Genomic DNA, 24127 nt, shown 5'->3' with positions numbered 1-24127 from the left:
AGGCCCACCGCGGCGTGGCGACCTAACCAAGTGGCGGGTGCCGACCCCATTGCAGCCTTTACGAGACGGTTTTTAAGGTTTCCGAAAGCTGCCAATCGCCGTCCCGCCAACGCCGCTGTAACTCGCCCCATTACGGACGTTCAATTGTAAGCGGCAACACCACAAGAGCGGAAATTGATCGCCTCCTTTGGCTGACTGAGCCGTTCTTTGGTTACGGACTTCAGGTACGATAATTGGGGGGCCTTGTTTGCTCAACTACACCGGCAACAGCGTGATACATGCTCCCGGTTGTGTCGATGATGACGATGGCGCTCAGAAGTGGCGCAGCGACACCAGCTTCACACGTGCTTAGATGATCTCATGTCGGATCAAACTTGCCGCTAGCGGGCGACGCGGAAAATCCTGCAGCGAAGCGGCGTGCGTTGAGGACATAACCTTCAGCTGATCTTTGCAAGCCTTTGATCGCTTCGGCATCGAGCATGCGCACGACCTTGCCCGGCGCGCCTACGACAAGCGAGCCGGCGGAAATTTCCTTATTCTCGGTGATCAAGGCGCCAGCTCCAATAAGGCAATTTTCGCCAATGCGGGCGCCGTTCAGAACGGTCGCGCCCATGCCGATCAAAGTGTTGTTTCCGATGGTGCAGCCATGGAGCAAGGCGCGGTGGCCGATGGTGCATCCGGTCCCGATGGTGAGGGGATAGCCCATGTCGGTGTGCAGGACTGAGTTTTCCTGCACGTTGCTGCGCGCGCCGATGGTGATCGGCTCATTGTCGCCGCGCGCTACCACGCCGAACCAAACGCTGGCATCTGCATGAATGATGATCCGGCCCACAAGGACAGCGGTCGGGGCGATCCAGGCGGCATCTGGGTCGATCAGGGGTGCTACGCCGTCGAGGGAGAAACTGTTCATCTGTTGTCCCGAGGTTTCTGAAAGCGAAGGGCGACGCCTTTGTTGGCTGTTGAGAGGCGTGGACCGGCCGTGCCGTACGCGTCGATCTGGGCGGGAGAGCGGCTGGTTTCTATGTCACGCCGCCCAGTGTTTCTTGCGGGGGTTTTGCCAATGCCGGGATTGAAACTATTGGTTGGATCAAGCTGGCGATAATGGTCCCGTAGCGCGGGCTTGGCATCGTATAGATGACCGACATTGTGCTCGGCCGGATATTCGGCGCCGCGGGCATCGAGGAGCTTGAGCATCGCCGCCTCGATGGCGTGGAGATCGCCGCCGCGCCGCACCAGATATTCCTGATGCAGGACATGGCAGAAGAAATGTCCGCAATACATCTTACGGACGAAATGCTGCTCGAGTTCGGCGGGAAGGGTTTCGAACCAGTCGACGGTATTGCGCGGCAGGGCGATATCGAGGGCGACGATATCCTCCACTTCGTCGGGATGAACGTCGCGGAAGCGGACCACCGAGCCGCCGATGGCGAAGCGGTTGAGATAGGCACACTTGCCTTCCTCTTCCGTGCATTCAAAGTAGGCGCCGGCCTGTGTCGGGAAATGTCGGGCGAGGTAAGCGCGGGCTTCGGCGATGCCTTCGCCGCCCATGCGCAGCATCAGGTGGTGCTCGTAGCGGTCGCGATAATCGTTGAGGCGGGCCGGCAAGTGTTCAGGCAGGACGCCGACCACGGCCTGCAGCAGGCGGTCGGTGACGTGGCCGCCCATGCCGAGCTTTTCGGTCAGACCATCGAACCAGCTTTTGACCGCATAGGCCTTGGGCACATTATCGGTGCCCAGGTGTTTGACGAACAGGAACAGGTCCTTACCGTAGCGCTGTGACAGGTCATAGGCGCCGCGGTGCATGTATTCGCCCGCGATGGGCATATTGGTGAAGCCCGAAAGGATATCGCGACGCACCATGGCCAGATCGGATGGATCGTTGCTGCCTATATAGAACACGGCGATATCCAGATCGGCCTCGAAGGTATCGAGGCGCAGGGCAAAGACGGCCACTTTGCCGGCGGAGCCAGAGGCTTCGTAATGTCGGCGCGGATCGGCGTTGAAGCGCGCGGGCGTCGGCGCATCGACTTCGCGGACATGGTCATGGTAGCCGCGATCGGAGGCCCACTGGTTGCCCTCCTCGCGCACATCGGCGGCCGTGTAGTCTCCCTTGTCCAGGCGGGCGAGGATGGTTTCCGGAACGGCGCCCAGCTCGACGCCGAGGTGGTTGACGAGATGCAAAATGCCCTGAGCATCGACCTGCGCGAAGAGGGCAAGCTGGGTATAGGCGGGGCCGCGACGGATCAGCGAACCGCCCGAATTGTTGCAGACGCCGCCGATAACGGAAGCGCCGATGCAGGAGGACCCGATGACCGAATGGGGTTCACGGCCGAGCGGGCGCAGGCGCTTTTCCAGTTTGTCGAGGGTTGCGCCGGGCAAGCACAGCACTTGACGGCCCTCGCTGAGCAGGTCGATGCGATCAAGGCGCAGCGTATTGATGATCACGATGGGCCGATCATAGTCATTGCCATCGGGCGTCGAGCCTCCAGTCAGACCGGTGTTGGCTGCCTGGCAGATGACAATAACGTCAGCTTCGACGCAGGCCTGCAGCACCCGCCATTGCTCGAGCAAAGTGCCGGGTCGAACCACGGCGAGCACTTTCCCGTCGCCGAAGCGATAACCCTTGCGGAAGCGACGTGTTTGCCGGTCACCGACCAGGACATGCCGATGTCCGACGAATTGCTGGAATTTGGAAAGGAGCGGCTGCATGATCCTCGGCCTGTGCCGGCAGGCGCCGTTGGGCACCTTCCGAAGTACGATTAAACTCGGCTTGCGACTTCCATAAGCGCACAATCAGGTGCAGGCAAATTGCGGCATGTTAACACTGCGCCGCGCGCATCGCCGCCAAATGAGCGCGTTATTTCCCGGTCATTCGCGCCTGATAAAAGCGGCTGATGAAGGCGCTGTCTTTCATGCCATTGCCCTCGTCGACAAACTGGGCGTAGCGTTCGACAGCGGCGCGCAGCAAGGGCAGATCGAGATCGAGTGCTTCTGCAAACTCTCTGACATTGCGCAGGTCCTTATCGAGTTGTCGCGCATAGGCATTGGGCTTGTCAAAATCTGCATGGTGCATCTGAAGGAAAATCGACTGCAGGCTGCGTGAGTCGGATGCGCCTCCGGCGAAGGCACCGGGCAGTAAGGCTGGGTCGATCCCGGCCTTTTCAGCCATCACCAAGGTTTCGGCCATCAGCACATAGTTCACCCCGACAATGGTCTGATTGATGATCTTTGCCGTTTGACCTGCTCCCAGGGCGCCAAAGTGCGTCAGATTGGCGGACAGGTCTTCCAGAACCGGCCGAGCCTGGTCCACCTTTGCTTTGTCGCCGCCCGCCAGGATGATAAGCTTGCCGTCCCGAGCCAGCTTGGGTCCGCCCGAAATCGGGGCGTCGACCCATGCCATGCCGGCTTCGGCTTGAAGCCTAGCGGCAAAATCCTGGGTTTCGTCGGGATTGATGGTCGAGCAATCGATCAGCAGCGACGCACCACCCAGCGCTCGCGCCATTCCGTTTTCGCCGAAGCAGACCGAGGAAACGGCTTTGCCATCCAGAATGCAAAGGATGACGATGTCGGAGGCTTCGCGGACCCGGTGCGGGCCATCAAGCCACTTGGCGCCGGCCGGCACCACTTCGGACGACTTTTCCGGCTCCTTGTTCCAGCAGAAAACCTCATATCCCTGGTCCAGCAGGCGCAGAACCATGGGCGCGCCCATGATGCCAAGGCCGATAAAACCAAGACGCGGTTTTGGCGCGGTCAAACCGTTTTCCCCTCAAGGCGATAGATGCGACGAGCATTTTCGCGGAAAAGCAGAGCGCGGTCGGCATCGGCGAACTGGGCCGTGATCTGGGCAAAACCATCGAAAATGGTTTCAAAACTTGCAACAAGGCCATCCACCGGAAAGTTGCTCGCAAACATCGCCCTGTCGGTACCGAAGATTTCGATGGCGTCGAGCACGATGGGCTGATTGTCCGCTACCGTCCAGGGCCGGCCGACAAGGCCGATGCCTGAGATTTTGATAGCAACATTGGGTGCGCCTGCCAGAAGCTTGAGCGCCTTGCGCCACCCTGCCAGGCCGGAGGCGCTGCGATCGGATGGCAGGCCGGTGTGGTTGACGATGATCTGGGTATCGCCAAAGGCATCGGCGAGTGCCCGAGCTTCCTCGAAATGCCACCAAGGTGTCTGCAGATCGAACGATAACCCGTTGGGCTTGAGCAGCGCAAAGCCCTTGCGGAACGCGGAGTCACCCATGGAGCCGGGCAAATCCGGCTCTACGAGATCGGGGCTCCTGGCGGCACGCGGCTTATGGCGAATACCGCGCACGAACGGGGTCTGCCCATGGGCGTGCAGGACAGCCTCTGCATCGTCGCGATCAAGCCAGGCTTGCGCCACCATGACGCTGGGCAGGCCCTGTGGCCGGATTTCTTTCACCCATCTTGTTTCTCCCACCGGATCGGCGGGATCCCATTCGGTTTCGATATAGACCGAGCCGATCACATCGAAGCGCCCTGCATCCCGTCGGTAATCCTCGATCAGGTAGTTTCGCTTGAGAGAGGAATAGTCACCGTAACGGAACGGGATCGGCGGTTCGTCGCGCAGCCATGGAAGATAGTTCTGTTCGATATTCCAGAAATGGTGATGGGCGTCGATGATCTGCATTGGGGCCTACTTGCCGACGCCGAAGTTGACGCCGGTCACGATGAAACGCTGAAGGAGAACAAAGAGAGCGATAAGGGGCAAAGTGGAAAGCACCGCGCCGGTGAGCAGCATGGACCAGTCGGTTCCATCCGTCGTTGCCATCAAGCCCAAGCCGAGCTGAATGGTGCGTGTGCCGGGCGAGCCGGAGATGATCAGGGGCCAGGTAAAGTCCGACCAGGCGGCCTGAAAGGAAAAGATGCCGAGCGCAATCAGGGCTGGCGTGCACATGGGCAATGCCACGCGCCAGAAGATTCCGAGTTCGGAACAGCCATCGATGCGTGCGGCTTCCTCCAGTTCCTTGGGCAGCGTCAGGAAAAACTGACGAAGGAAAAAGATCGAATAGCCGCTGATGACGCCGGGAAGAATGAGACCATAGAAGGTATCGAGCCACCCTGTGCCGCCAGCGCCGAACAGATCGTTGCCACCCGCCAGGGGGACGGACTTCACCATGAGGAAGAGCGGCACCATCATCACTTCGTCCGGGATCATCACGGTCGCGAGGACCAGATAGAAGACGAGGTTGCGGCCCGGAAAGTGAAACCGCGCCAGGATAAAGGCAGCCATGGCCGAGAATATCAGCTGCAAGAAGGTGCGCACGGTAGCGTAGATCAGAGTGTTCCAGGTCTGGAGACCCATCTGCATGCGCGGGTCATTCCAAATGTCGACGTAGTTCTCCCAGCGCGGCGGCCACACGACAATGGCCGGGGGATAGGTGAAAATCTGCGAATTGGTGCGCAGCGAAACCGAGACCATCCAGAACAGGGGAAACAGCATCAGGACGGCGATGATGGTGGCCGGCAGATAAAAGGTGAGGACTGCCCGCAAAAGCTTGCGGCGGCTGCGCCCGGCGGCGGGCTTGGCGGCAGCAACGGCGGGAAGGGGAAGGGACTCGATGGCCATTGCGCTCTCCTATTCGTAAAGGTTGCCGCGGCTGACGAGGCGCAGATTGATGAAGGACGCGATGACCAAGATGATGAACAGGACCATGGCCATGGCGGACGCATAACCGAAATCAAGGTTCTGAAAGGCGGTGCGGTAAATGAGGTGCACGAGGGTGACCGTTGAGTTGTTCGGCCCCCCTTCGGTCATGACATAGACCTGCGAGAACACCTGGAACGAACCGATAAGGGTGGTGATCAGGACATAGGTCATGGCGGGGCGCAGCAGGGGCAGCGTGATGGCGAAGAACTGCCTGACGCGACCGGCGCCATCGAGGGAAGCGGCCTCGTTGAGCTCCTTGGGAATGGCCTGCAGTGCGGCCAGAATAATCACCATGTTGAAGCCGAGGCTTTTCCAGACGCTCATGATGATGATCGCCGGCATCGCGGTCGTGGTGCTGTTGAGCCAGGGCTGGGCAGACAGGCCGACCGAGTTGAGCAGATAATTGAAGAGCCCACTCGAGACCTCGTAAAACAGCACCCATACCAGCGCGGTGGCAATCAGCGGGGACACGACCGGAAGATAATAGATGGTGCGGAAAAGCCAGGCGCCCGGGAGGCGCGTATTTACCAGCAAAGCCAGCAGCATCGAGAGGCTGATGCCAAGCGGCATGGCAAACGCCGTGAAGTAAAGCGTGTTGCCGAAGGCGCGCCAGTAAAGGTTGTCGTGCCAGAGGTCTTCATAGTTCCAAAAGCCCACCCATTCGGGAGGCGACAGGATATTGAAGCTTGTGAAGCTGAGGTAAAGCACCACAAAGATCGGGGCGATGACCCAGACCAAGAGCCACAAAAGTGGGATGCCCAAAAAGAAGAGGCCGAGCAGAAGCTGCTGCTGTTTGATGGTCATGGACCTGCTCCTTGGCAATGACGGCAATCCCGTAGGTCTTGGCTTGCGGCAATCTGCAAGCCCGCCCCAGATAAACTGAGGCGGGCCGGGAGGGATCAACCGCGACGGAGGGTGCGGTTGACCTGATTGGCGGCGTTATCCAACGCCGTTTGTGGCTCTTCACCCGAGATGATGGCTTCCACCGCAGGAATGATGGCCTGGAACACACTGGGCCAGTTCTTGTGCCGCGGGAAGATGCGCGATTCCTCAAGCAGTTCCTGGGCAGTGCGAAGGCCCGGGTTTTCCTCGAAGGTGGCAATGGCTTCGGGTGCTTCGAAGACGCCCGGCGAAACGCCCGGCTTGAGCATGGCGACGCGATATTGCTGCGCCTCAGCCGAAGCCAGGAACTTCACGAATTCTGCTGCCGCTTCCTTGTTGTCGCTTTGCTCATAGACGACGTAGGCGCCAACGCTGCCGAAATTGAGCGGAACATCGTCGGCATTGGGCATCGGCACGCGCGAAATGGAGATCGGCTGCGATTCAGGGTCGTTGCTGGCATCGTAGAACACCCAAGGACCGTCATAAATCATTGCCACGCGGCCCTGTAGGACGTTCTGGCGCAGACCTTCGCCGGCATTAAGCGCGGCACCGGGCAGTTCGGCAAGACGTGAGATGATTTCGCCCGCAGCGACGCCTGCCTCATTATTGAAGACGACTTCGGTGCCGTCCTCGTTAAAGACCTGACCGCCCTCGGCGTAGAGCAGGTTGATGAAGAAGTAGGCCAGCGAGTCAGCGCCACCAAGGCCAAAACCATAGCGCTCGATATTGCCTGGCGTGCCGACGGTGAGCTGCTCGATTTGAGTGATCAGTTCGTCGAAGGTCTTGGGAGGCTCGGTAATGCCCGCATCGGCAAACGCCTGGTCGTTCATCACGAGGAAACGAGGATCGTAGGCATAGGGCAGGCCATAAACACCATCGTTCCAGAGCACGTATTCGAAGGCGCCCGGATAAATGTCGGTTTCTTCAGCGGAAACGCCATATTGAGTGAGATCGGCAAGCTGGCCCTGTTCGGCAAACTGGGTCAGAAAGCCACTCCAGATCGGGCTGACGTCGGGCGCGGAATTCGATGCGACGGCGGTGGTGATCCGCTCGAAATTGGTGCCGAAGCTGGTCTTGATGCGCTCAACCTTGATGTTGGGGTGCGACGCTTCGAAGGCTTCGATCATCCTGATGGTGGCTTGTTCCTCCTGAACAGAGTGTCCCTCCCAAAACTGGATGGTGACAACGTCCTCCTGAGCAAAAGCGGGCACGGCGAGCATGCTGGTCGAAGCCAGCAACGCCAGTAGTCGGCGTGACTTGGTCATGATTTCCCTCATTTGTTGCGATGGCTACGGCCGATAATGTCGGCTCTTTTTCGAGCGCCCGCGGATCGCGAGCGCTCCTGTTTGAAATCAGCGCGAGGCTTCGAGCTCGGCGTAATACTTCTCGATGCCTTCGACATCGACCGAGGCGTCGTGCGTCATGCCCAGGGCGTCGTACTTTTCGCGGCGCTTGCGCATATCGGCCAGGAGCACGTGGTAAGCATGCAGGGCCACTTCGCGGGCAATTTCGACCGGCACCACGATGATACCGTCATCGTCGAGGCCAACGATGTCGCCTGGCCGCACCTGAGCGCCGCCAATGCCGATCGTGGTCTGCGTTTCCACGGCTTCGATGCGGCCGGGGATAATCGTGCGGGCGCGCGTCTTGGAAGCGAGCGGGGTCTTTTGGACGATGATCTCGCCCGAGTCGCGGCAGGCACCATTGGTGATGATGCCGACGCCGCCGGCCTGAACCACGCCGAGGCTGTTTTCAGAACCCCAGAAGCCGACATCGTCGGCACTGCCAGCGTCCATGACGACAACATGGCCCGGCTTGATTTCGCGGCCCATGTGAGAGGCCGCATTGCCCATCTTATTGAACCAAACGCCATGGGCGTTGACGATGTCTTCGGTTGTATCGAGCTTCCACATCGGCTTGTTGGCCGGCACGGCGCGCACCGTATAGGCAACGCCCCAGAACTTCATGCCAACCCAGATCGGGCGGATGTCCTGGCTGACAAGCCCGACATTGAAATAGCCGATACCGTCCATGCCGTCGGCAACGTCGGCAACGCGCAGGTGCTCGAAGTATTTGCGGATTTCGAACGGATCGATGGTGTTGCCGGCTTCAGCCGCTGTTGCGGACATTAGACTTCCTCCTTGCAAACGGCCCAGATAGCCGCCTCTCATGTCCCGATCTTGTATGCAAGAATGTTTGGTGTCAACGGTGGTGTGAAACGGAATCTCGGAAATATTCCACTTTAGGCCAATCCGTACCGTTCGGCTGAGGCCATTCAGCGCCTCAGATGTTCGCCTTTTGATACATTCCCAAGCGCAATCAAGTGCCCTGCCCTGACCCGGACTCCTGGGGGATATGACGGAGGCCATTCATGAAATGCTCGCGCGTCAGCTGCGACAGAAGACCGCCATCCCGCGACACCAGCGCCGAAAGCATGCGGGAGTGCTCATAAACGGCAGCGACCCAACGATCGGGATTGAGATTGGCAATAGCACGCGCTCTTTCGACGCGCGGGATGAGGGTCTGCCATGTGCTGATGAGAACCGGATTGGCTGAAATCTCGACGATACGGCGGTGGATCCTGTGGTTGAGATCGAGATAGGCGGCTCGCTCCCGCTTCTCATAGGACTCCAGCATTTTGTTATGCAGACCAGCGATTTCGCCGATTTGCTCGGAGGTTACGAGCTTCACGGCCAGCTCGCCAGCCAGTGCCTCAAGCGCGCCCACGACCTCGAAAAGATGACCGATATCGGGCGAGCGCAGCCGAGCAACGATAACGCTTCGATTGGGCAGAAGATCGATCATTCCTTCGGCAGCGAGCGTGCGGAAAGCCTCACGTACGGGGGTGCGCGACACGCCAAGCTGCTGGCAAAGCTGAACTTCTCGCAGTCGAGTGCCGGGCGGGAGCTCGCCGGACAGAATCATCGTACGCAGCTGCTGGGCCGCCTGTGTATGCAGCCTCCCCCTCCTGGGGATGTTTTCCACAGCGCCAGGCGCGGCGTCCACCATGACTTCTTCGTCGTCCATTCAGCAACTTCCTTTCCACCCCTGTATGCAATAGGTACCTGATCGTACATCTTCACATAACATTGTGCGAGGGGATTGACGTTGAAGCATTCTTGCATACAAGATTGGGCATCAGGCACCCTTTGCCGTTGATGCAGATCCATCTCAAACGAGTCAAAGAGGTGCAACTTTGCCAAGTGCCAATGACCAACCCGGTTCTGACCCGTTGTCGGCAGTACAGCCGTTATCGCACCTCCGTGTCCTCGATCTGAGCCAGGTCATGGCCGGCCCCTTCTGCTGCATGCTCCTCGGCGACATGGGTGCCGACGTCATCAAGGTCGAACCGCCCAATGGCGGAGACCAGACGCGAAAGTCGATGGGCTTTCGCATGAAGGGCGCGGACAGCCCCGGCTTTCTGGCGCTCAACCGCAACAAGCGCTCCATCGCTCTCAATCTGAAAAGCGAAGCGGGCCGCGAGGTGTTTTATCGCCTCGTGGATACCGCCGACATCGTGGTCGAGAACGGCCGCCCCGGCGTCGCCAAAAAACTAGGCATCGACTACCCAACGCTTAGCGCTCGCAATCCACGACTGATCTATGCGTCCATTTCCGGGTTTGGGCAGACTGGTCCGTGGTCGGGACGTCCGGGCTTTGACCTTATCGCCCAGGCTATGTCGGGCATCATCAGTGCCATGGGCATTCCCGGCGCCGAGCCGGTGAAATCCGGCATTTCTGTGGGCGATCTCGGCGCGGGTCTTTTTTCGCTTTATGGCATTCTGAGCGCCGTGATCGGTCGGGAGAAGACCGGCCAGGGTCAATATGTTGACGCGTCCCTGTTCGAGGCGGCACTGGCGTTGGGCATATGGGAAACCACCGAATACTGGGCCACCGGCAAGTCACCAGAACCGCTGGGCACAGCCAATCGAATGAGCGCGCCCTACCAGGCGTTCAAAGCTGCCGATGGACACTTCGTTGTCGGCGCAGCCAATCAAAAGCTCTGGACTGCCTTTGTACACGTCGTGGGGCTTCCGCAGCTTCTGAATGACCCTCGCTTTATCGAGAACAAGGAGCGGCTGCAAAATCGGGTGGCGCTCGCCGAACTGCTGGAAACAGAATTCGCTAAGCAATCTGTCGACCATTGGGTGGAGGCCTTCCTCGGCGCAGGCGTCCCCGCTGGTCCCATTTATGATTATGGGCAGGTGCTGGCGAGCGAGCATACCCATGCCCGCGAAATGGTAATGGATGTCGAGCACCCGATAGAGGGCGTGATCAAGTCACTCGGCTTCCCGGTCAAATTGTCCGGCACACCGCAAAGTGTGCGGCGGTCGGCGCCTTTGCTGGCGCAACACACGGCCGAAATCCTTTCAGAGCTTGGCTTCGACGATGGTGACGAAAGCCTTGTGGCGCGTGGAGCCTTTGCATGATGAACCAGGGACAGGTCGTCTTCACCAAACAGGATCGGGTCGGCTACATAACTTTCAATCGGCCCGATGCACGCAACGCCATGACCTGGCAAATGTACGAGGAGTTCGGGGAAATCTGCAGGACGGTCGCTGCCGACGGCGATATGCGAGCGGTTGTCCTGAAGGGCGCTGGCGGACAGGCTTTCATTGCTGGCTCAGATATCAGCCAGTTCGCCCAATTCAGCGATGGGAGCGACGGGATCGCTTATGAGCGCAAGATGGAGCATTATCTCTCCTTGCTGCTCGACATTCCAGTGCCAACGATTGCGGTGATCGAAGGCTTTGCGGTGGGCGGCGGCCTCAACATTGCGGCCTGTTGCGATATCCGGATCGCTGAGAAGGGCGCGCGCCTGGGTGTGCCAATCGCGCGGACCATCGGCAACACCTTATCGATCCATAATTATGCCCGGCTTGTTGCCGCGTTCGGCGAAGGCCGCGCACGGCGCATGCTCATGTTGGGCGAGTTGCTTGATGGCGAAGAGGCCCTGTCATGCGGCTTTCTCTCGCGGCTGGTCGAACCGCAGGATCTTAACGAGGCAACCGCAAAGCTTATTGCGCGGCTCCTCGAAAACGCACCATTGACCTTGAAGGCAAGCAAGAAAGCCATCCGACGTGTGCTTGATGCCGATCTCGACGAGGCCGAGGATCTGGTCGCACTTTGCTATGGCAGCCAGGACTTCCAGTTGGGCGTTGCCGCATTTACCGCCAAGCAGAAACCGGCCTGGACCGGTCGCTGAATATCATCATGACCGCTCAGCGCGGCAGGGAGGGCTCAAATGGCTCCACTTTCTATTCGCGACACCACAAAATCATACGGCGCAGTCCAGGTTATCAAGGGCGTGTCGGTGGAAATCGAGGACGGTCAGTTCGTCGTGCTTGTCGGCCCTTCGGGCTGCGGCAAGTCGACATTGCTGCGCATGATCGCCGGGCTCGAGGAGATCAGCGGCGGCGACATCGTGCTGGGGGACAAGGTGATCAACGAGCTTCACCCCAAGGACCGCGATATCGCCATGGTCTTCCAGAACTATGCGCTCTATCCCCATATGAGCGTCGAAGAGAATATGGGCTTTTCGCTCAAGCTCTCCGGTGTGGATAAGGCCACGCGCCGTGCCAAGATCGATAATGCCGCTCGCATACTCAATCTGAGCGCCTATCTTGATCGCTTTCCGCGCCAGCTTTCAGGTGGGCAGCGCCAACGCGTTGCCATGGGCCGCGCCATCGTTCGCGACCCCAGCGTTTTTCTGTTCGACGAACCGCTGTCCAACCTTGATGCCAAGCTGCGCGTGCAGATGCGCGCCGAGATCAAGAGCCTGCATCAAAGGCTCAAGACAACGACGGTTTATGTGACGCACGACCAGATCGAAGCCATGACCATGGCCGACAAGATCGTGGTCATGCACGACGGGATTGTCGAGCAGGTGGGACGGCCCCTCGAGCTTTACGACTATCCTGCCAATATGTTCGTGGCCGGATTTATCGGCTCGCCGTCAATGAATTTCTTGCGCGGTGTGACGCGACCACAGGGCAAAAACACTTTCCAGCTCGAGGATGGCACGGAGTTGCCCCTCCCCCCAGCCGCTGATGTCGCGTCTGACACCCCGGCCGTCTATGGCATTCGTCCCGAACACCTCATCTATGAACCGAGTTCGCCTGTTGCGATTACCGCACAGGTCGTCGAGCCAACAGGTTCTGAGGCCCATGTAATCGGCACACTTGGCGACCAGCAGATTGTTGGTCTCTTCCGGGAGCGTATCGAGGCGATGCCGGGCGATCCGATCGGCTTCCGGCCGATCGCCGAAAAGGCCCATCTGTTCGATTCAAAGAGCGGCAAACGTCTCGGTGGTAACCCGTCTCCTCTCAGGTCGTGATGCAGCATCGCCAAGGCAAGGTCGCCATTGCGACCTCCCTTCGCCGTTTCGTAAACCACTAGAGGATCTTATGCCGGCACCCATCCTTGACGCATCTGCAATGGCAGGAACCCTGGTCGGTCGGGTGTGGCGCAATGACAAGCATGGCCCGGCCGTCGTCACTCTGCGTGACGGCATGCTTTCCGACATCACCAGCGTGGCGGCTCCTACGGTTTCGGCGTTGCTGCAGCGCCCCGATGCGCTCGACTATGTCAAAACCTTTACGGGAGAAGCCATCAGCAAGTTGGAGGCTGTTGCGGCAGCGAGCGATGGCCGTGCCGACGCCGACACGACGCATTTTCTGGCTCCGTGCGACCTTCAGGCGATAAAGGCATGCGGGGTGACGTTCGCGCAATCGATGGTCGAGCGTGTCATCGAGGAGAAGGCCGCCGGCAATGCTGATCGCGCCGCGGCCATTCGCCAGCGTATCGGAAGCCTGATCGGAGACAGTCTCGCCAATCTGAAAGCCGGATCTGAAGAAGCGGCGCGGGTCAAACAGGCTCTGATCGCAGAAGGGGTCTGGTCGCAATATCTGGAGGTTGGCATTGGCCCCGATGCTGAAGTGTTTACCAAGTCACCGGTGCTTTCGGCAGTGGGATGGGGTGCCGAGATCGGCATTCATTCAAGCTCGAGCTGGAACAATCCCGAGCCCGAGATTGTCTTGGCGGTCAACAGCCAGGGGCAAGTGAAGGGCGCCAGCTTGGGTAATGACGTCAATCTGCGCGACATCGAAGGCCGCTCGGCTCTTCTACTCGGCAAGGCCAAAGACAACAACGCATCCTGTGCGATCGGGCCGTTTATCCGGCTATTCGACCAAAGCTGGGGTCTCGAGGATGTCCGCCAGGCCCAGCTGCAGCTCACCGTCAAAGGCGAAGACGGATTCGTGCTCGATGGGCACAGCGCCATGAACAAGATCAGTCGCGACCCGCTGGATCTGGTGGCGCAAACCTGCGGGCAGCACCATCAATATCCCGATGGCTTTATGCTGTTTTTGGGAACGCTGTTTGCACCGACCAAAGACCGCGAAGCACCGGGTCAGGGCTTTACGCACAAACTGGGCGACGAAGTGACGATCTGTGCAACCGGGCTCGGCGCGCTGCGCAATGTCGTTCGCCATTCGCACCACTGCGCACCATGGACCTTCGGGGTTAGTGCCCTCATGAAAAACCTTGCGGCACGAGGATTGCTCTGATGCTTTTTGTCGTCACAGGACTGGACAAACCTGACTTTCTTGCGCAACGCCTGAAATTTCGAGCCCAGCACCGCGCCCATTATGAGGGGTTGGGAGCCGACCTAATTCTGTCCGGCCCGTTTCTCGACCCGAAGGGTGAGCCTATCGGCAGCATGATCGTCATGCGCCGCAGTAACCAAGCCGACGCAGAAGACTTCGGCCGTCGCGACCCCTATGTCACCGAAGGGGTATTTTCCGAATGTACCGTCCGCCGCTGGTCTTGGTTTATGAACCGGCCCAGTGGTGCGTTTGAGGATTAGGTGCCAATCACAAATAGTACCGGGTATCTTTGTAAGATAGAGCGTGGCTCGTTCAGCTTTCCGTGGTGTTGACAGGTTTATATCTGACGGCGCTGGTTAGCAGTGTCTCAGCTGTCACCTGCACTGGCTGTCGTGCCCCTGGATCTAAAATTCGGCTTTTAATATTCGGAACAGAGACCATGGAACGAACAGGTCCAGCGGCTTTACTGCGTACCTCTTTCGCCGCCAGTCAGCCGCCGCCGGCCTCAAGTTCGCCGACCGGCTCTGTCTACTTTCCCAACAGCCGATCCCGAAGCAGCCTGTCTGCTTGCCACCCCGTTGGAGACGCTAGTCGCTGCAAAGCCAACAGGCGGTTCGGGACTTCGCTAAGGCTTGCTGAATGTCTGAAATGGGGCGCTTGGCTGACGAAAGGAGCCAATCATAGTCCTGCGCGTCGTGAGACAGAGGCTGCTGTTAAGGGGCATAGTCGTTTGCGCAGAGCAGCTGCTGGCACATTGCCTACGGTCGCCGATGTGTGCTTTCGCGAACAATAAGTTCCGGATCGATGAGGGTCACACTCGGATCAGGGAGCGTGCCTTGCGTCCCGATCAGTTCGATCAGGCGCGCAACCGCCAAGTCGGTGACCAGCTTGATTTCATAATTGACGCTGGTGAGGGGCGTGGCGGCATGTTCGGCAAATTCAATATTGTCGAAGCCAACGATCGCCACATCTTCGGGGACTCTTAGATCGTTCTTCTGGGTCCAGCGCAACGCTCCGATGGCCAGGGAATCATTGGCTGTGAAGACTGCCGACGGGCGATTGGCAAGGCGCATCAACTTATCCATGGCCCAGTACCCCCGGATGACGGAGTGACCCTGCGGGTCGGCCGACATGGTTCCATCCGGTTCGATGCCTGCTTCGGTGAGCGCCAGGACATAACCATCGCGCTTTTCATGATTTCCCATGGGATTGGAACTATCAATGATGCCGATGCGGCTATGCCCCATGTCTATCAGGTGCTTTACCGCCCTATACGCGCCGCGCCGCTCGTCCACTGAAACGGCGTCCACGCCGGCATCGGGATCGGCCACCAGCAGAACAACCGGATAATTGGCGCGGCGCAATTGTCGAATATGGGCGAGATCGCGGTGACTGCGCGGATAGATGAGCATGCCGTCGACCTGCCGCGACTGGAACATCGCAATGACGCGTTTTTCCTCTTCGAGGTCATTGTTTGAGGTCGCAAACAGGGTCGAATATCCGCGCTCGGCCAAAGCCAGTTCGATCGATTGGGCGGCCTGCGTCAGGGCAGGGTTGGTGATGTCGGTCAACACCAGCCCGATAGTCTTGGTTTCGCGGCTGACCAGGGACTTGGCCACCTGGTTGGGCATGTAGTTGAGGTCGCGCGCCGCATCGCGGATGCGTATGGCCGTGTCTTCGGGAATGCGGGGGCTACCGCGCAGAGCAAGGCTGACCGTGTTCACGGAGAAACCGGTCCTATCCGCCACGTCCTTTAATCGAACAATCGGTCTGCCCAATCCGTTCGCCTCCGTTTCCCGACTGAATGGCTTATGCGCGCTCGGCACGCAAGCGACGAATGGCCTGTAATTGCAGGCAGTCCTCGGCCATTTCCATGAGTTCAATGCGATTGCCATCGGGATCTTCGATCCAGGCCTGCCGATTGCCATCCAACCCCGGCTTGATTTCCGAGGTGAGGGCGATGCCTGCAGCCTTTATGCGCTCGCAGGTGCCGTCCAGGTCCTCGATAGTAAAGCAGGTGTGGTTGACGCCATTGGCATTCCAGCCGGGCGCACGATCATTCTCTGCGCCTGGGAAGATTTCCAGATACTGATCGTCGGTGATACGCAGATAGACCAGCCAAGTTTCGCCGTTGTCGTGCTTGAGACGCAACATTTCGGGGAAGCCCAGACGGTCGCGATAGAAGTCCAATGACCGGTCCAGGTCTGTGACCTTGATCGCCACATGTCCAATACCGACAACACCAAGCATAAAATCCTCCTGACCCTTTGGGTCGTTGTAACAAGGTCAGCCACACTGACGTTGTATGAGCGTTAATACAGCGCCTCATTGCAGTTTGGCCATGAGGTGTCAATGTGTGACCTCAGTCCCAGTCCGGGCCCCAATCGGGGGCGATCGCGCGCAGATTGCGGTCCCTGGTTTCGATGAGCGCAATGTCTTCCGGCGCGAGAATCAGCTGCTGCGCGGCAAAATTGGAACGGATGCGCTCCACCTTTCCAGAGGTCGGAATGGCGGCGTAGCCCTTAGCCAATTCGAAGGCGAGGGCCAGTTGCTCCGGGCTTACAGAATAGCGTTTGGCCATCTCGACGAGCACCGCGTCCTCGCCCAGGTGCCCATGGGCGATGGGCTGGTAACAGGTGACCAGGATGTCGTGCTCCACGCAGTATTGCGCCAATTTCTTGTTCTGTATAAATGGGTTGAGCTCAATCTGATTGTTGGAGATGCGGCCTTCCCCGGCAATCGAGCGCGCCTCTTCGAGCAGCGCGATGGTAAAGTTGGAGACACCGATAAACCGGGTCAGACCGCGGTCCTGTGCCTCGAGGAGTGGCTCGAGATATTCGCCGAGCGGTTGGGCACCGTTGGGGGATGGCCAGTGCAATAAGGTCAAATCCACCTGCTCCACATCCAGTTTCCCGAGACTGGTTTCAAGCGACGGGATCAGCTTTCCCGCGCCGTAATTCTCAGTGGAAATCTTGGTGGTCAGAAACACGTCACTGCGCGCCAGACCTGAGCGCTGCAAGGCAGTTCCGACCTGGCTTTCCGTATCATAGGTCTGGGCAGTATCGAGATGGCGATAGCCAATCTCAAGGGCCGCCAGAATGGCTTCAACACCTTCCTCGTTCCAACGACCATAGGTGCCAAACCCAAGGAGCGGCATAACGTCATGTAATTTCAAGTCTTTTTCCTCCAATTGACGCCCTGGTCCGGCATGGCACAGCGTAGTGTCACTACATTTTTGCTGCTGGGCAGTTGACGCGCCATCAAGTATGCCCCTAGATTAACGCTAATACAACTCTGGAAGAGAACCCGATCACAGGGTTAGCCGGGTCAAAGGGAGGATCCTTATGCGCTGGAGTCGCATTGCGCCCCAACTCGCCCTGACGCCGGCCTTGGCGGTCACCGCCGTGGCCTTTGTCGGGTCCATTGGCTGGACCGCCTATCTCTCGCTCACGCGCAGCCGCCGTCTGCCCGAATATGAAATCGACTGGTCCGAATGGGGTCGTCAATACGACCGCCTGTTCCGCGATGCCGGTTGGGAAATTTCGCTCCGCAACCTGGTCGTGCTCGGTTTGGGCAGTGCTCTGGCCATTGTCTTTGGCTTTGTTCTGGCGGCGCTGATCGACAAGGAGAAGCGCGGCGAAAGTCTTTTCCGCACCGTTTTTCTCTATCCGCTCGCCGTCTCACTGATCGTGACGGGTGCTGCCTGGCGCTGGATCCTCAATCCGGGGCTGGGGGCCCAGAGTTTCCTGCGCGGGCTGGGCTGGGATGTGGATTTCAATTGGCTGGCCCAGGGCGACACGGCCATGTACGCCATCATTCTTGCCTCGGTCTGGCAAAGTGCCGGCTTCTATATGGCGCTGATGCTGGCAGGCCTCAAAGGGATCAACTCGGAAATCTGGAGCGCCGCCAAGCTCGATGGCGTACCGATGTGGCGGGTCTATCTCGAAATCATCATTCCAATGATGAAGTTCACCTTCATCACCTGCGCCATCCTGCTCTCACTCGGTGTCATCAAGGCCTATGACGTAGTGGTCGCGATGACCAATGGTGGGCCCGGCCAGAGCACCTGGGTGCCGGCCTATTTCACCATCAACGCGCTCTCGGCCAAATCCAATCTCGGATACGCCTCAGCCGCTGCGGTCATGATGCTCGCCATCACCTTCGTGATCTTCATTCCGCTGGTGGCGCTCACTGCCTGGCAACAGCGCAAGCGGGAGACCGTATAATGAGCCAGTTTTCCGTCTCCGAACGGGCCGCCGCTTCCGGCGTCATGTCCCAGACCCGCGCCCCTTACTTTGTGCGCAAGAAGAAGGGCATTACGCCGCGCACCATCGCCATTCTGGTGTTTCTCTCCATCTGTGCGCTGTTCTTCTGCGTGCCGCTCTATGTGGTCGTGGTGACCTCGTTCAAGACCATGGACCAGATCCGGGAAGGTGCCATTTTCAGCCTGCCCACGATCTGGACCTTGGAGGCCTGGGACCACGCCTGGAATCACGCCTGTTCCGGCATCAAGTGCGATGGTCTCAAGGTCGGGTTCTGGAATTCGATATTCATCCTGTTTCCGTCGCTGATCCTGTCGATTTCGCTGGCCATGGTGACGGGCTTTGCACTGGCCCTGTGGAATGTGCGCTGGGCGGGGGCCTTCCTGTTCCTGCTGTTCATCTGCGCCTTCGTGCCGTTCCAGATCATCATGTATCCGCTGATCGTGATGACGACGACGACCAAGATCTACGGCACGCTCTGGGCTGTTGCGGTGATCCATGCAGTGCTCGCCATGCCGGTGCTGACGCTGATCTTCCGCAATTACTACAAGGATATCCCCACCGAGATCATGTCGGCCGCGATGATGGACTCGGGCTCCTTCTGGCGCATCTTCTTCGAGATCATCGTGCCCATGAGCGGTAATATCTTGATCGTCGTGCTGATTCTGCAGATCACCTCGATCTGGAATGACTACCTGATCGGCGTGACCTTCGGCGGCCTCACCGGCCAGCCCATGACGGTCAACCTCGCCAATCTGATCACTATCTCCACGGGCACGACCAACTATGCTCACAACATGGCTGCGGCTCTGCTCACGGCCATCCCACCCCTCGTCGTCTATTTCCTCGTCGGCAAGCTCTTCGTCCAGGGCGTGACCGCCGGCGCCATCAAGGGTTAGTGCCAATGCCTGCCGTTAGTTTCGAACATATCGTCAAGCGTTATGGCGCGGTTACCGTGCTGGACGATCTGAACCTTGCCATCGAGGACGGAGACTTCCTGGTACTGCTCGGCCCCTCCGGTTGCGGCAAGACCACGCTGCTCAATCTCCTGGCAGGTCTGCTCGAGGTCAGCGATGGCCGCATCATGATCGGCGAGCGTGATGTGACCGAACTCGATCCCAAGGATCGCGGGCTGGCCATGGTGTTCCAGTCCTATGCGCTCTACCCAACCAAAACGGTGCGCGGGAACCTCAAATTCGGGCTGGCGGCCAGCAAACTGCCCAGTGAGGAAATCGAGCGCCGCATCGCCTGGGTGGCCAGGATGTTGCAGATCGAGCCGCTGCTCGACCGCAAGCCGGCCCAGCTTTCGGGCGGCCAGCGCCAGCGGGTCGCCATCGGCCGGGCCATCATCAAGAAGGTCGATGTTTTCCTGTTCGACGAACCGTTGAGCAACCTCGATGCCAAGCTGCGCACCGAAATGCGGCTGGAGATCAAGAAGCTGCATGACGAGTTGAAGTCGACGGTCGTCTATGTGACCCACGACCAGATCGAGGCCATGACCATGGCCACCAAGATCGCGGTAATGGATGGCGGCGTCATCCAGCAATTCGGTACGCCCGACGAGGTCTACGAACATCCGGCAAACCTATTCGTCGCCGGGTTTATCGGCGCCCCGGCCATGAACATGCGCAATGCCACGCTCTCTGTCGAGAACGGCAAGGTCGAAGCGCTATTCAAGTCCGGCGCCCGCCTGGACGTTGCCGACTATCCGTTCAAGTCGCCGCCCAAGAATGGCGCTAATGTCGTGGTGGGGATGCGTCCAGAGCATTTCAGCATCGATGACTCAGCCGCTGCCGGCCAGGGCCGGTTCAGCCTGCCCGTGCAATCGGCCGAGCGCACTGGCTCCGACGCGACCCTCTATCTGACCTTTGAAGGCGAAATGTTGGCGCTGCGCGTAGCGCCTGATCTTGCGGCGGGTCTCAAGGTCGGCAGCACCGTGCCGGTGCAGTTCCAGACCGACAAGGTCAACCTTTTCGATGCCCAATCCGGGCAGCGGATTTAATCGACATCACAAGGGAGGAAACCAAGATGTTGAAGTCGATCCTAGGCGGGGTTACCGCCGCCCTCATGCTCAGCTCTGCGGCCAGCGCCACGGACCTGATCATCTATCACAACTGGTCTTCCGGGCCGGAAGTGGCCGCGCTCAACGTCCTCAAAGATGGTCTCGAAGCCAAGGGCCACACCTGGACCGATATCGCCATTCCGCATGACACAGGCTCCAACGTCAATCTGATGAACCTGGTTACCGGTGGCACTCCGCCCAATGTGTTCCTGGAATCTAGCCCCGGCGTCTATCGCGACCTGGCTGGACTAGGCCTGGGCCGTCCGCTCACCGAATTCTTCACCGAGCAGGGCATTCTTGAGCACTATCCGACGTCGGTAGTCAGCTCCATCACTGTCGACGGCGAGATCATGAAGATCCCGACTGCCATCCATATCGACGGCATGGCCTACTACAATATGGAGGTCGCCAAGGCTGCCGGTGTTGATCCTGCATCGTGGGATTCCATTGATGCCATGTTTGCCGATTTCCAGAAGATCCGGGAGGCCGGCTATATCCCGATCGCCATCGGCGGCCAGCAGTGGCAGGTTGGCTACCTGACCCATGCCTTGGCGGCAGCCACCGGCGGCCCAGCCTTCTACAATGCACTTTACGGCGCCGAGCCCGATCCTGCCGTCATCGACAGCGCGGAAATGCGGACCTTGCTCGAAACCCTCCGTCGCTTCCAGCAGGAAGCTGATGAGGGTTCGGTCAATCGCGAGTGGAACGTGACCACCAATATGGTGATCACCGGCAAGGCCCTGATGCAGATCCATGGCGACTGGATGAAGGGTGAATGGACCGCTGCCGGCAAGGTGGCGGGCACCGATTTCGGTTGCGTGCAGATCCCTGGCGCCAAGGCTGTTCCGGTGACCGTGGACAGCTGGGGCATTTTGGGCGGCCAGCCCGCTGATGTCGATGCTGCCGAGCTCGACTTCGCCGCCGTAGTGGCCGATCCAGAGATTCAGGCTGCCTTTGCCAGCGCCAAGGGCTCGACCCCGACCCGTCTCGACGCACCGGCCGAGGTCCTCGATGCCTGTTCGGTTGAAGTGCTCCACATCCTCGAAAATGCCGACCATCAGGTCCCCAATCCTCACTCCACTGTGGACGCGGACTGGCAGAATTCGATCTGGGATGTGGTGTTCAACTTCTGGAGCGACCCGTCCATGACCGTGGACGATGCCATCGCCCAGATCCAGGAAAACTACGACATCATCCTGGGCTAACCTCTCCCAACTCCTCCCAGCGACGCCTGGCGACCCGGGGCCTTCTGGCTCCGGGCCGCCCGGCACACGCCAACCCCATGGACAAAACAATGGACAAGCGCCTGCTTGATGAAGACGAAGTGATGCAGATCTGCTTCGTCACCCACGATGTGGTCAAATCGGCCCAGTGGTTCTCCGACCTCACCGGCAAACCCATGCCAAAAGAGGGCAAGGCCGCCGACCCCGACGAGGCCAAGGCCATCTACAATGGCAAGCCCGCCGATGTCGGTTGCCGGATCATGATGTTCAAGTTCGGCAATATCGACGTCGAATTTCTTCAACCCGGACCCGAAAAGAGCGCCTGGCGCGACCTGCTCGAAGAAAAAGGCCCCGGTTGCCACCATATCGCCTTCCGCACCCGGAACCTCACCAAACGCGATGCCTATCTGGAATCCAAGGGGCACAAGCTCTTGCAGCGCGGCGAATTCGACGGCAGCCATGGGCGCTACGCCTACTATGACACCGTCAAGGACCTGGGTGTCATGATCGAACTGCTTGAGTTCGACAAAGACAAAGAAGCGCAGCCCTGAATACTCCCGGCGCCGCGGCTAGCGGCGCCCCCCGATCCGGATGTGATGACGATGACCTACCGCAAGGCCTACCAGCTTTATTCCTCGCGCAACTTCCCGCCGCTGGCAGACCAGCTGCCCGTCCTGAAGGCCATGGGCTATGACGCCATCGAGCCCTGGCTGCCCGTCTATGAAGCCGACCCGGCGCTGTTCCGGCGCCAGCTCGATGATGCGGGCCTGGCCTGTTATGGATTTCACATGCCGCTGGCCGGCCTCGTCACGGAGCCGCAACGCTTCATCGAGATTGCACAGACATTGGGGGCCACCTATCTCATCCCGCCCTATGTCACCCCTGAGGAACGCGAGCCGACCGTCGCCTATTGGCGGGGTCTTGGCGAGAAACTGGCGCGCGGCGCCGCGGCCGCTGGAAAGCATGGTCTGCAGGTGGCCTGGCACAATCATGATTTCGAGTTTTTGCCGCTTGCCGACGGCACCCGACCCATCGACCACATCTTCGATGCGGGCGGGGATGGCGTAAAGTTTGAGATTGACTGTGGCTGGATCGTCCGCGCTGGCGCCGATCCGGCGGCCGAACTCAAGCGGTTTGCCGACCGGATCGTGGTGATCCAGACCAAGGACACCGCGCCCATTGGCACCAAGCAGGATGACGGCTGGACGGCCACCGGCGATGGCATCATCGATTGGGCAAGCCTTGTGCCGCTGTTCAGGCAGACCAAGGCCGATCACATCGTCACCGAACACGACAATCCCAGCAACTGGCAGGCTTTTGCGCGGCGCTCGATCGAATATCTCAATTCACTGGGCCTCTGACATGACACCGAGCCTGGAGGCGCTGGCGGCAGAGCTGGAGCAGGTGCAACTACCCTCGTTCAACTATGCGATCGCCTGGCAGATCGGCGCCTTTATTCGCGGTGAGGCCGCCGCACGCGATATGCCGATCGCGATTGAGGTCGCCCATGGCGATGCGCCCGTCTTCCTGGCGGTCATGCCGGGCGCCACCCCGGACAATGCCGATTGGACCCGTCGCAAACGAGCCGTGGCCCTGCGCTTCCATCGCAGTTCGCTGGCCATGCGGCTCGAGTGTGAGAACTATGGCTGGGACTTTTCCAAACGCTTTCGTTTGCCGGAGGCCGACTACGCGGCCAGTGGCGGCGGCGTTCCCATCATTGTGCGCGGTGCCGGTGTGGTCGGAACCGTGGCCGTCAGTGGCCTGCCAGATGTCGACGACCACAAGCTGGCTGTCGCCGCCGTTAGAAGCCTAATGTGAAAAACCCGGAGGAGAGAATGGCTAACGCCCCTGAACTGCATTGGAGCAAGCCCAACGGCATGCTGCCCAATAGCCGATTTCCGTTGTTGGTCTATCGCAATGGCGTGGACGGCGGCGGAGAAGACGCTGTCCGAGAGCGCTTCCGCGCCAATGGCTGGCTCAACAATTGGCGCTATCCCGGCATCTACGACTATCCGCATTTTCACTCGACCACGCATGAATGTCTGGGCGTAGCGAGCGGCTGGATGGTGCTTGATCTGTTTGGGAAAGATGGACAGCGGCTGAAATTTTCTGCGGGCGACGTGGTCCTGATGCCCGCCGGCGTCTCGCACGCCATGGTCGAGCACTCGGACGATGTCATGGTGGTGGGTGGCTATCCCGATGGTCGCGACTGGGACAATATCCAGGAAAATCGCATCACCGAAGAGACCCGTCGCGCGGCAGCTAAGCGGATCATGATGCTGCCCATTCCCGTGAAAGATCCCGTCTTCGGCAAAGCATTGCAGGAATGGATCGATGCGCCCTCGTCGGTCGACGCCGAGCTCAATGCGTTCCGGGACGGACTTGATCCGGTTTGATGACACTGCAGTCTAAAGGTACA

General features: G+C 59.4%; 25 protein-coding genes. 13 read left to right on the top strand and 12 right to left on the bottom strand.

Features of this window, described 5'->3' with window-relative positions; translation table 11 throughout:
- Positions 1-358 precede the first annotated feature (358 nt).
- The 9 genes from NVV77_RS16845 to NVV77_RS16805 form a co-directional block, all read right to left on the bottom strand.
- Positions 359-910: a gamma carbonic anhydrase family protein gene (locus NVV77_RS16845; RefSeq protein ID WP_295415123.1), complete on the bottom strand. Its 552-nt coding sequence runs from the start codon at positions 908-910 to the stop codon at positions 359-361.
- A complete protein-coding gene (gene dld, locus NVV77_RS16840) occupies positions 907-2709 on the bottom strand; it encodes a D-lactate dehydrogenase (protein ID WP_295415122.1) in 1803 nt (600 codons plus the stop codon). Before dld ends, NVV77_RS16845 begins: the two co-directional genes overlap by 4 nt.
- 148 nt (positions 2710-2857) lie before the next feature.
- Positions 2858-3754 carry an NAD(P)-dependent oxidoreductase gene (locus NVV77_RS16835; RefSeq protein WP_295415121.1) on the bottom strand — a complete coding sequence of 299 codons (897 nt, stop codon included), beginning with the start codon at positions 3752-3754 and terminating at the stop codon, positions 2858-2860.
- Positions 3751-4653, bottom strand: a complete 903-nt coding sequence (locus tag NVV77_RS16830; RefSeq protein WP_295415120.1) for an amidohydrolase — start codon at positions 4651-4653, stop codon at positions 3751-3753. Before NVV77_RS16830 ends, NVV77_RS16835 begins: the two co-directional genes overlap by 4 nt.
- A gap of 6 nt (positions 4654-4659) precedes the next feature.
- Positions 4660-5592, bottom strand: a complete 933-nt coding sequence (locus NVV77_RS16825; RefSeq protein ID WP_295415119.1) for a carbohydrate ABC transporter permease — start codon at positions 5590-5592, stop codon at positions 4660-4662.
- Between the two features lie 9 nt (positions 5593-5601).
- Entirely contained in the window at positions 5602-6477 is an 876-nt protein-coding gene (locus tag NVV77_RS16820) for a carbohydrate ABC transporter permease (protein ID WP_295415118.1), read from the bottom strand.
- Positions 6478-6572: 95 nt separating this feature from the next.
- The gene (locus NVV77_RS16815; RefSeq protein ID WP_295415117.1) at positions 6573-7820 is read right to left on the bottom strand and encodes a sugar ABC transporter substrate-binding protein; all 1248 of its coding nucleotides are present in this window, start codon (positions 7818-7820) and stop codon (positions 6573-6575) included.
- Positions 7821-7907: 87 nt separating this feature from the next.
- A complete protein-coding gene (locus tag NVV77_RS16810) occupies positions 7908-8684 on the bottom strand; it encodes an RraA family protein (RefSeq protein ID WP_295415116.1) in 777 nt (258 codons plus the stop codon).
- Between the two features lie 190 nt (positions 8685-8874).
- Entirely contained in the window at positions 8875-9582 is a 708-nt protein-coding gene (locus tag NVV77_RS16805; protein WP_295415115.1) for a GntR family transcriptional regulator, read from the bottom strand.
- Positions 9583-9787: 205 nt separating this feature from the next.
- Between NVV77_RS16805 and NVV77_RS16800 the strand changes: the two genes are divergently transcribed.
- The 5 genes from NVV77_RS16800 (at position 9788) to NVV77_RS16780 (ending at position 14421) form a co-directional block, all read left to right on the top strand.
- Entirely contained in the window at positions 9788-10984 is a 1197-nt protein-coding gene (locus tag NVV77_RS16800) for a CoA transferase (RefSeq protein ID WP_295415114.1), read from the top strand.
- Positions 10981-11760 (top strand): enoyl-CoA hydratase/isomerase family protein, encoded by a 780-nt coding sequence (locus tag NVV77_RS16795; protein WP_295415113.1) that lies wholly within the window; start codon positions 10981-10983, stop codon positions 11758-11760. Before NVV77_RS16800 ends, NVV77_RS16795 begins: the two co-directional genes overlap by 4 nt.
- A 39-nt stretch (positions 11761-11799) precedes the next feature.
- Positions 11800-12891: an ABC transporter ATP-binding protein gene (locus NVV77_RS16790; protein ID WP_295415112.1), complete on the top strand. Its 1092-nt coding sequence runs from the start codon at positions 11800-11802 to the stop codon at positions 12889-12891.
- A 70-nt stretch (positions 12892-12961) separates the two neighbouring features.
- Positions 12962-14122, top strand: coding sequence for a fumarylacetoacetate hydrolase family protein (locus NVV77_RS16785; RefSeq protein ID WP_295415111.1), 1161 nt, complete (start codon positions 12962-12964; stop codon positions 14120-14122).
- Positions 14122-14421 (top strand): YciI family protein, encoded by a 300-nt coding sequence (locus NVV77_RS16780; protein WP_295415110.1) that lies wholly within the window; start codon positions 14122-14124, stop codon positions 14419-14421. The genes NVV77_RS16785 and NVV77_RS16780 overlap by 1 nt, the downstream gene beginning before the upstream one ends.
- A 498-nt stretch (positions 14422-14919) precedes the next feature.
- On the opposite strand, the gene NVV77_RS16775 is transcribed toward NVV77_RS16780, so the two are convergent.
- The 3 genes from NVV77_RS16775 to NVV77_RS16765 all read right to left on the bottom strand — a co-directional run bounded on the left by NVV77_RS16775 (position 14920) and on the right by NVV77_RS16765 (position 17336).
- On the bottom strand, positions 14920-15909 hold the full coding sequence (locus NVV77_RS16775; protein WP_295416179.1) for a LacI family DNA-binding transcriptional regulator: 990 nt from the start codon (positions 15907-15909) through the stop codon (positions 14920-14922).
- A gap of 61 nt (positions 15910-15970) precedes the next feature.
- Positions 15971-16411, bottom strand: coding sequence for a VOC family protein (locus NVV77_RS16770; RefSeq protein WP_295415109.1), 441 nt, complete (start codon positions 16409-16411; stop codon positions 15971-15973).
- Between the two features lie 112 nt (positions 16412-16523).
- Complete coding sequence (locus NVV77_RS16765; RefSeq protein ID WP_295415108.1) at positions 16524-17336, bottom strand: aldo/keto reductase; 813 nt, start codon at positions 17334-17336, stop codon at positions 16524-16526.
- A gap of 169 nt (positions 17337-17505) precedes the next feature.
- Between NVV77_RS16765 and NVV77_RS16760 the strand changes: the two genes are divergently transcribed.
- The 8 genes from NVV77_RS16760 to NVV77_RS16725 all read left to right on the top strand — a co-directional run bounded on the left by NVV77_RS16760 (position 17506) and on the right by NVV77_RS16725 (position 24104).
- Positions 17506-18387, top strand: a complete 882-nt coding sequence (locus tag NVV77_RS16760) for a carbohydrate ABC transporter permease (RefSeq protein WP_295415107.1) — start codon at positions 17506-17508, stop codon at positions 18385-18387.
- Positions 18387-19322, top strand: a complete 936-nt coding sequence (locus NVV77_RS16755; RefSeq protein ID WP_295415106.1) for a carbohydrate ABC transporter permease — start codon at positions 18387-18389, stop codon at positions 19320-19322. The genes NVV77_RS16760 and NVV77_RS16755 overlap by 1 nt, the downstream gene beginning before the upstream one ends.
- Positions 19323-19327: 5 nt before the next feature.
- On the top strand, positions 19328-20425 hold the full coding sequence (locus NVV77_RS16750; RefSeq protein ID WP_295415105.1) for an ABC transporter ATP-binding protein: 1098 nt from the start codon (positions 19328-19330) through the stop codon (positions 20423-20425).
- Between the two features lie 26 nt (positions 20426-20451).
- Positions 20452-21690 (top strand): ABC transporter substrate-binding protein, encoded by a 1239-nt coding sequence (locus tag NVV77_RS16745; RefSeq protein ID WP_295415104.1) that lies wholly within the window; start codon positions 20452-20454, stop codon positions 21688-21690.
- A gap of 89 nt (positions 21691-21779) precedes the next feature.
- Positions 21780-22259 (top strand): VOC family protein, encoded by a 480-nt coding sequence (locus tag NVV77_RS16740; RefSeq protein ID WP_295415103.1) that lies wholly within the window; start codon positions 21780-21782, stop codon positions 22257-22259.
- A 51-nt stretch (positions 22260-22310) separates the two neighbouring features.
- The gene (locus tag NVV77_RS16735) at positions 22311-23069 is read left to right on the top strand and encodes a sugar phosphate isomerase/epimerase (protein ID WP_295415102.1); all 759 of its coding nucleotides are present in this window, start codon (positions 22311-22313) and stop codon (positions 23067-23069) included.
- A gap of 1 nt (position 23070) precedes the next feature.
- Positions 23071-23526: a heme-degrading domain-containing protein gene (locus NVV77_RS16730; RefSeq protein ID WP_295415101.1), complete on the top strand. Its 456-nt coding sequence runs from the start codon at positions 23071-23073 to the stop codon at positions 23524-23526.
- Between the two features lie 17 nt (positions 23527-23543).
- Positions 23544-24104 (top strand): cupin domain-containing protein, encoded by a 561-nt coding sequence (locus NVV77_RS16725; protein WP_295415100.1) that lies wholly within the window; start codon positions 23544-23546, stop codon positions 24102-24104.
- Positions 24105-24127 lie beyond the last annotated feature (23 nt).

The organism is Devosia sp. (genome assembly GCF_024707125.1).
Lineage (GTDB): Bacteria > Pseudomonadota > Alphaproteobacteria > Rhizobiales > Devosiaceae > Devosia.
The sequence above is the reverse complement of the archived record's forward strand: the minus strand, read 5'-3'. Positions and strand labels throughout refer to the sequence as shown.